We start from the raw sequence: 8,314 nt of genomic DNA on the forward strand, positions 1-8,314 counted from the left end.
CCTGGATTTCCAGCCAAGTCCAACGATTGTCCAGAGGTTGAACTCGTTCCTTTTAGCTCACCAATGCCAAGCCGAATGGGTAAACCTAAGGAGTTGGTAAAGGTGAAGTTGAAGTATGGATTCACCAAGTTGAACTCACCGTCAGAAAAGGCTTTGTTGAAGAGGTTAATATACGCTTTCTGGGTACCGCTAAAAAGATAAAAGCGTCCAAAATACCCAGAGGCAACCTTCACATCTCCGGAGCTTTGAACAAATGAAAAGGAGATGTTGTCACCCGCCTGAATGTTTGGATCACTGTTCAACGTTAAGGTAGCATTTAGCCTTATGGTGCTTGGCTTTCCTGAAACCTTGGTTAGGTCGAAGGTGTAACCGCTCAAGTCAACCACCGAAGTTCCGCTGGCAATGGGGTTTATGCCCCCTTGAAGTGTGGTGCTTCCCTTTGTGGCATTGGGTATAGAAAAAGTGAAGGAGCCACTGTTGCTAAAATTTGAGGTTACGCTCATGGCCATACTTCCTGATGTGTAGGTAAGCGAATCTACCCGAATGGTATCAGCAGGTGTGAGGGTGATGTCCTGCTGAAAAGGGATGGAAATGGAGCTGCTATGAAGCGTACTAGCCTCAATACTTGTCAATGTATGGCTAAATACAAAGCTTTGCTGCGGGATTACAAACGACTCCATTGGGCGAACGGAGTAGAGTCGATCCTTGTAAAATAGTGTAACAAAGTTTTCATTATCAATCACAAAGTTGGAGGAATCGCCACTCTGCTTAATAATGTCCATGATGGTCAAATCGGAGGAGACCAGTGGTATTGCAAGGTTTGGATTCCATTGAATGTCTTCCAACTTGCTAAAATCGAAGTCCGCGCTTTTGATGCAACCAGAGAGTGGAATCAGCAGCAAAATTAGGGCGAAAGCGATGTTTGCGACGTTAATTCGGTTCATAGTATATTGGGTTTGGGTATTTCAAAAGTAAACAATTTTAGATAGGGTTGACCATCAATTTACTGATTGGTGAAGATTTATGAACTATATTTGGTCATTACCTAAAAACTTGTGAACGATGAAAATAATAAAATGGTTACTTTTTGGAATTATAGGGCTTGCCGTATTATTGCTAGTCATGGCCCTGTTTTTACCTTCCAACAAGCACCTCGAAGGTAAAATCGTTATCAAGGCTCCAACACGGATTATCTATCCGCAAATTGCCAACTTCCACAACTGGGAGAAATGGTCCCCGTTCCAGGCTGCCGACTCTACAATGGTTTCGGAATACAGTGGACAGGAGATGACCAAAGGTGCCAGCACCTCGTGGAAAAGCAAAAAGAATGGGAACGGCAGCATGACCATTGTGGAGGTCATACCAAACGCCATGATCAACACCAAGCTGATTTTTGCCGACAGCAGCGAGGCCATGAGCGACTGGATACTGAAGCCCTTAGTTGATGGCACAGAAGTTACTTGGACTACCGATATTCAACACCTCTCCTACCCAGTGGGGCGCCTGATGGGGTTAATTATGAAAGGGTTGATGAGGCCCATGTTCGACAAGGGACTTGCCAGCCTAAAAACTCTTTGCGAATCGCTACCGTTGCACTCCAAAACGAGCGACGTTATGCAGGTTACCATGCCCAAACAAATTGCCATTTCCATTGCCGATTCAGCACTCCCAGCCGATATGGGAAAGAAGATGGGTGAGATGTTTGGCCAGCTTCAAACGTTTATGAAAAAGAATAAGTTTCAGTTTGCCGGAGCGCCCTTTGGCAAGTATCCGGAATGGAACCCGGAGGGCATCAACCACTTTGCAGTTGGTATTCCGGTGGACAGGATGGTAAAACCCCTAGGAAACATCATGGTAGATAGCATTCCATACATGGATGCCTTAATGGTTTCGCACTTTGGCTCCTATGAGACCATTGGCGATGCCCATGAGAAGATTGGAGCATACGCCGAATCGAAGGGCATTGAATTCAATGGACCAGCTTGGGAGGAATATATTACCGACCCCATGACCGAACCGGATACAATGAAGTGGGAAACTAAAATTTACTATCCAATAAAGAAATAGCTGCCATTCGGTTATACAGAAAAATCCCGGCTTATGCAGTCGGAATTTTTTGCTATTTTTTCCAATCAAGTTCAATGAGCATGAGGGTGGCAACCTTTACACCACCAATCTCTGCTGGCTGCCACTTGGGTGAACCATAAAGCAGCTTATGAGCCTCACGCGAAAAGGCAGGATTGGTGCTTCTCACAATAAAGACCTCCTTAACCACCCCATCGCTTCCAATGGTAAAACGCACCACTACCTTACCGGGAATGGGTTTACCACTCAACTCTTTTGGATACACCAACTTACTCTGAATATAATCTTCGAAAGATTGACCGTTGTAAGAGAATACCGGGCGCGTAGCACTGCCTAGAGCCACCGACTTATTCAGCTCCTTGCTGGAGATGTAGCGTTTCTCTGGCTTGGTTTGAAGCGCAGTAATTCCATTGGCCTCCAGCATACCCCTATTTACCTTTTTTACAAAGACATATCGGCCACCCACAAACAGAAGCGCAACAATAACCAAAATTGCTAATACCACAGAAATAGATCGAACCATAAGCCTAAATCCACCGCTCCTTGATTCTGCCAGAAAGTCGAGCGGACGAAGATGCGATAGCTTTTGTCGAACCTGACGCAGCTCTGTATCGAAGTTTGGATCGGCTACACGTGGTGCTAACCCAGTGATGGCGGCCTGACAAAGTTCGCAACTAGCCAGATGCTCCCTTACCTGAGCTTGCTCTTGCTCGTTCATCTCACCCTGCAGGTAGCGAGTGAGACCATCCTCCGATATACATCCCGAAGGAGAAAATATGGATGAGCTATTCTTGGTCATCATCTTCGAGCATTATTTTCAATTTTCTTTTTCCATTCTGAACGTAGCTCTTCACCTGTCCAAATGTGTAACCGGTGAAATCGCTAATCTCTTGGTAAGACTTGCCTTGCAGGTAGAGCATATTCAGGCAGATGTTCTGCTCCATGCTGAGCTTGTCGAGGCCTGCAACAACCTCATCCAGCATCCGTTCCTTTTCCAAGGGATCGACCGGAACCTCTTCCGTAGTTAACCCCTCAACGGAAGCAAAGTTCACATCGTCGCTGTCGAGGCTAATGGTTTTATGCTTTGTTTTTCGAAAATAGAGGTAACACTCGTTGCGCGCAACCACCAGCAGCCACGACTTTAAGTTTCGAACACCACTGCCAGCCAGCGATTTTAGCAACTTCTCAAAAACAGTAATTACCAGATCGCGGGCAATTTCTCCATCACGTACTATGCTCAGGCACAAACCGTAAACCAAGTGGGAGTATCGATTAAAAATTTCCTCCATGGCTGCCTCAGTCGCCTCCTCCACAAATAGTCGCAAGAGCTCATCGTCGGGCAAGGTCGCAAAATCAACATCCCGATCTAACAATTTCCTTTTACTGCTAAGCTTCAGAAACAAAACCCTTGTCGTTTTAGATGATTGGAAAATACGCTCTTTTCCTTAAACTGGCAACACGCCACTGCAAATTTTTCATTTTATGCTCAACTATTTGGATAAGGAACAGTTTGAAACACAGTTTGAAGTCAGGAACCAGATGACCGAAGATGTGCCTACTGTTTGTAGCCCATTGCCTTCTCCTCAAAAAAAATTCCATCTTCGTTATGGAATTGTCACACTGTTAGCATCTTCTATGTAAGAAACAAGCAATTGTTTAACCTTAAAACTAAACGCTATGCTACCGAAAAAAACGAACAGAGCCAACCTTGAGAACAAGAAAGCGCTCTTCTTTGAAATTGGTCTAGTGGTTACCCTCGCTGCTGCATTGGCAGGATTTGAGTGGAGTTCAACACCATCACACAGCACAATTACCCAAGTGAGTATGGGCCAAGACCCTACAGACATTATTGAAATTCCTATAACAGAGCGAAAGGTGATTAAGACACCTCCTGCCCCACCAAGGGTAATTGAGGTAATAAACATCACCAAAAACAATTCCCCAGCAGTTACCGACGAGAATATAAACTGGGGAGGTGAGGATAATCCAAATACTCCTTCGTTATTAACCAACTATGAACCTACTGAAGAGAAGTTGGTTGAGGACCCCATCGTATACATTCCCTCAGAGTTCCCAACCTTTATGGGTGGTGGCACCGAAAAGTTTGTAAGCTGGGTGATGCAACGCATTCACTACCCCCAGATTGCACAGGAAACGGATATCGAAGGAACCGTTTACATTAGCTTTGTGGTGAACAAGGTTGGTAAAGTGGATAAGATAAAGGTTGTAAGAGGCGTTGATGCCCTCCTCGACAATGAGGCACTTAGGGTAATATCCAGCTCTCCCAAATGGACCCCGGGCAAACAGGGAACCAGAACGGTGAGTGTGGGGTTCACCATTCCTGTAACCTTTAAGCTAACCAACTAGCTCAAACAAACAGAGGGCCGTGGGCATAACGCTCACGGCTTTTTTAGTTAATTTCGTGTCATAAAATAGAATCGGAATTCGCCTCTCTATTCGCTCTTACCTCTGATGTGAGCCATCACATAGCGCAGCTCAGCGTAGCTGGCCCTGTCGCCAAAGTGCTCCTTGGCCGCCGAAATAGTCTCCATACCGTTGGAATAAAAATAGCGAGCAATTTCATCCACTCTGGGAGATTCCATCAACTTAAAAATGCTGAGTTCACCAGCCTGAATGAGCCTAGCCAAATGGCCCTCAATGGTGGTTTTGGACATGGACCTCAACGCTGCAATCTCCTCAACCGACATGCCGTCGTCAAAGAGCTTGAGAGTTGTAAGATAGGTCTCCCCCTTTTGTTTGGGAGCGGTTGGCTCCTTTTGCTTCTTGGTCTTGGGAACTGGCTCAAGCTCAGAATCCAAACGGGGGGAGCTGGCAGCAATACCAACCTCTGCGCAATAGTCACAAATAATTTCTAGGATATCCTCACCAAACTGCTTAACCTTCTTCGCTCCCAAGCCTTTCACCATCTTGAGTTCGGCAGTAGTTTGAGGCAATGTGCTCACAAGAGCCGCCAACGTTTTGAGCGGAAGCACCATGTATTCTGGACAATCGAGCTCAACAGCCTTTGCGTCGCGCCAATCACGCAGCACCAAGTAGAGCTTGGGATGCTTCCCCTCTCCCTTGGATGCTCCCGCCTTCTTCATTCTAGCGGCAGCAGGTTTTTCAATGGAAGCCTTGGCTCGTGCCAAGAGGTATTTTGCCACGTTAAATCCCTCCTTGCAGGCTGCTAATCCACCCTGCTTCTGCTCTATTTCCCGCTCCAGCAAAGCATACGCATCCGTTATTGATTTTCGAACCACCTTGTTGTCGCTCTCCAACGATAGGTTTGCAATACCGGCAACCAGCACCGTAGCAATCTTCTCGGTAAAGTAGGCAGAAGCTTTCACAACCCTTTCGTGCAGCATTGCACTCTCCTGCAAGCTGCCGGGCATTGTAAATAGCTGGAACAGCTGCCCCTTAAACCTGTCGGCCACATCAAGCACATTCTCCTTTACCTGTAAAGCAATAACCCTCAGGGCATCGGCCAATCCGGATGGAAGACTTTCGGCATGCTGATCTGCAATCTTAATGAGGTAGAAGAGCCTACCGTTCAGCAACGAAAAGTTGAAGAGGTCGAGCAGCAGCGACTCCTCATACTCCCGCTTCGACCTATCGAGGGAGCTCCGCGTTGGTGGGTTCTGCTCAATTTCACGGGAGATAGCATCCACGGAAACATCGCTCTTGATGCACTGGTCTGAGATGGGGGAGCTGAGCACCATCCCCTCCAGCGTTTTGCAGCGGCTAAGCGCCACATACACCTGTCCATGGGCAAAGGCAGCCTTGGCGTCGATCACAGCGCGCTCAAAGGTCAAGCCCTGGCTCTTGTGAATAGTAATGGCCCAGGCCAGCTTCAGCGGATACTGCACAAACTTTCCCACCGCCGTTTCCACAATCTCCTTGGTAGCATCATCGATGGAGTACTTGTAGTTATTCCACTCCAGACGTCCAACCGGTATCTCCGACATATCGTCGGGGCACTTCACGTAGGCAATATCGTTGTCAATGTCGGCTACTACGCCAATCTTTCCGTTGTAGAAAAGCTTTTCAGCAGAGGTATCGTTCTTTACAAACATCACCTGCGCACCCACCTTCAGCTGAAGGTCGTGGTCGGTTGGGTAGGAATACTCCGGGAACTCGCCCTCCACCTCCGCCGTAAAGGAGTGCAGCTTTCCCTTGAGCATGCTAAGCCTACGCTGGTTCAGCTCCTGCGATTGATAGTTGTGGGTGGTGAGGGTGATGTAGCCCTCGTGCTCCTCCTTGTTGAAGTTGGGGTCGTAGCGACTGTTGAGCACCTCCAGCCCATGGGCATCGAGCCTATTCTCGCGCACCTGGTTGAGTATGCTTATGAAGTGGCCATCGCTTTGGCGAAACACCTCCTTTAACTCAATGGAGACGTAGCCCGCATCACGGAGCGCCCTGCTGCCAAAGAAGAATGGGGTATCGTAGTAGTCCCTCAGCAGATTCCAGTCATCATCCTTAACCACCGGAGCCAGCTGCTGTAGGTCGCCAATCATGAGCAGCTGAACGCCGCCAAATGGACGATTACGGTCACGATACTTGCGCAAAACCTCGTCGACCCCATCGAGCAGATCGGCTCGCACCATGCTAATCTCGTCGATCACTAGCAGGTCGATGCTCTTTATAATATTCACCTTCTCCCGGCTGAAGCGCTTCACGTCTGCCCTCTCGACACCATCCATCTGTGGTAAGCGGTTAGAGGCATCGGCAGGAATGTGTGGCCCAAACGCCATCTGGAAAAAGGAGTGTATGGTAACGCCACCGGCATTGATAGCTGCCACCCCCGTGGGAGCCAGCACCACCATCCGCTTAGGCGATTCCCGCTTGAGGTTGTGCAGGAAGGTGGTTTTTCCAGTTCCAGCCTTTCCTGTAAGAAAGATGTTCTTGCCCGTAAGCTGTACATAGTCAAAGGCGAGCTGAAGTTCCGGATTGCCGAATGGTTGCATTGGATAGGTGTTTTGAAGAGACAATAAAGGTAAGGAAAAAGTGGGAGGAATTCGGAAGTTAGAAGGAAGTTAGATGAAGTTAGATGAAGTTAGATGAAGTTAGAAGAAGTTAGAAGAAGTCGCAGCGAAGCGAAGATCCCGCAACGGGGGAATAGAGGAAGAAGTAAAAGAAGTAAAAAAAGTAAAAGAAGTAAAAGAAGTAAAAGAAGTAAAAGAAGTAAAAGAATTTTTTATACCTATACCCAACCCCAGCGGGGTTGCATCTTCATAGCCCATGGAATGGAAGAATTCAGGATTGCATTCAGATGTCCATAAATGTAAAATTAAACAACCTTAATCGCTCCAAGCCCACACTTTCTTGTGCGGAAAAATTCAACCTCAGGTATATGGTTAATGAAAAAAGGTTACTTTAGATGAATAAAGGATGACGCCCGTCAGACCTATACAACCCAAAATGGGTGGATAAGGATGATTTTGTCAGGCCTATAAACGAGTTGTGCATAATGGAGGAAATGAATCACGATAATTTAAACAATAAATGATATGTATAAAAGTTCACCTTTGACACCAATTTTTAAATTTGTATTTCCAGTTTTTATGATTTCGGGAGTGCTTTTTGGGATATATTCTTCTTGGATGAATGGAAGTCCTGAATCGCAGAGTTTTGCAAAAGGAATGATTGTGATAGCTATCTGGATATCATATTTTCTCGTTCAGATGCCATTTAGATTAAAAAGTATTGAGACTTCTGACAAAGGCATCTTGATTAAGGATTTTAAAAAGCAAACAATTGTTGAGTATCGTGATATTCACTGGATAACAAAATTTGATATAACAGGTCCATGGTTTATGACAATTATGTATCGTGATAAGGTGTCTGGACTTGATAAGAAAATTTCATTTATACCTAGTCAATCAGATCAGCGTTTTTTCTCAAATGATTCTATGAGTGACTTTATTAAAGACAAAATTAAGACACATAATCTTGATTATTCTAAAGAGACTCAGCCATCCTTGATAAGGAACTTATTGCTACTTAGTCTTCTTGGATTGCCGGTTTTACTTCTGACACTTTATTTCATGGGTGATTTAACTATGTTTTTTAAGTAACAAACCACTATGCACAATCGAGTAGACCGCCCCGCCAGCTAAGCTGACGGGGAGAGCCTCTCACACCACTGTACGTACGGGTCTCGTATACAGCGGTTCATTAAGATGTGGCGCAATTTTCTCGTAGTATCCAAGCATCGCCTCATACCCTCTCT

7 protein-coding genes are annotated in these 8,314 nt (G+C 46.1%); 3 read left to right on the forward strand and 4 right to left on the reverse strand.

All coding sequences use genetic code 11. From position 1 onward, the window contains the following. On the reverse strand, positions 1 to 944 hold a 944-nt coding region (locus VMW01_08440), incomplete at its 3' end, for a hypothetical protein (GenBank protein ID HUW06277.1). Positions 945 to 1,062: 118 nt separating this feature from the next. On the opposite strand from VMW01_08440, the gene VMW01_08445 reads away from it, so the two are divergent. Further along, positions 1,063 to 2,067, forward strand: coding sequence for an SRPBCC family protein (locus VMW01_08445; GenBank protein ID HUW06278.1), 1,005 nt, complete (start codon positions 1,063 to 1,065; stop codon positions 2,065 to 2,067). A 52-nt stretch (positions 2,068 to 2,119) separates the two neighbouring features. On the opposite strand, the gene VMW01_08450 is transcribed toward VMW01_08445, so the two are convergent. After that, positions 2,120 to 2,887 carry a TonB family protein gene (locus VMW01_08450; protein HUW06279.1) on the reverse strand — a complete coding sequence of 256 codons (768 nt, stop codon included), beginning with the start codon at positions 2,885 to 2,887 and terminating at the stop codon, positions 2,120 to 2,122. Beyond that, positions 2,871 to 3,488, reverse strand: coding sequence for a sigma-70 family RNA polymerase sigma factor (locus VMW01_08455; GenBank protein ID HUW06280.1), 618 nt, complete (start codon positions 3,486 to 3,488; stop codon positions 2,871 to 2,873). Before VMW01_08455 ends, VMW01_08450 begins: the two co-directional genes overlap by 17 nt. A gap of 274 nt (positions 3,489 to 3,762) precedes the next feature. Between VMW01_08455 and VMW01_08460 the strand changes: the two genes are divergently transcribed. Beyond that, the gene (locus VMW01_08460; GenBank protein ID HUW06281.1) at positions 3,763 to 4,452 is read left to right on the forward strand and encodes an energy transducer TonB; all 690 of its coding nucleotides are present in this window, start codon (positions 3,763 to 3,765) and stop codon (positions 4,450 to 4,452) included. Positions 4,453 to 4,538: 86 nt separating this feature from the next. Here the strand turns inward: VMW01_08460 and VMW01_08465 are convergent, their stop codons facing one another. After that, entirely contained in the window at positions 4,539 to 7,049 is a 2,511-nt protein-coding gene (locus VMW01_08465; GenBank protein ID HUW06282.1) for a helix-turn-helix domain-containing protein, read from the reverse strand. Between the two features lie 543 nt (positions 7,050 to 7,592). Here VMW01_08465 and VMW01_08470 point away from each other — a divergent pair. Continuing rightward, entirely contained in the window at positions 7,593 to 8,159 is a 567-nt protein-coding gene (locus VMW01_08470) for a hypothetical protein (GenBank protein HUW06283.1), read from the forward strand. The last annotated feature ends 155 nt before the right edge of the window (positions 8,160 to 8,314 follow it).

This window comes from Williamwhitmania sp. (genome assembly GCA_035529935.1).
In the GTDB taxonomy this organism is placed as follows: Bacteria; Bacteroidota; Bacteroidia; order Bacteroidales; family Williamwhitmaniaceae; genus Williamwhitmania.

What these genes read in the sequence shown, in the direction of transcription:
- VMW01_08445 (HUW06278.1), top strand. Translation starts at nt 1,063, where the DNA reads ATGAAAATAATAAAATGGTTACTTTTTGGAATTATAGGGCTTGCCGTA.
- VMW01_08450 (HUW06279.1), bottom strand. Translation starts at nt 2,887, where the DNA reads ATGATGACCAAGAATAGCTCATCCATATTTTCTCCTTCGGGATGTATA.
- VMW01_08460 (HUW06281.1), top strand. Translation starts at nt 3,763, where the DNA reads ATGCTACCGAAAAAAACGAACAGAGCCAACCTTGAGAACAAGAAAGCG.
- VMW01_08465 (HUW06282.1), bottom strand. Translation starts at nt 7,049, where the DNA reads ATGCAACCATTCGGCAATCCGGAACTTCAGCTCGCCTTTGACTATGTA.
- VMW01_08470 (HUW06283.1), top strand. Translation starts at nt 7,593, where the DNA reads ATGTATAAAAGTTCACCTTTGACACCAATTTTTAAATTTGTATTTCCA.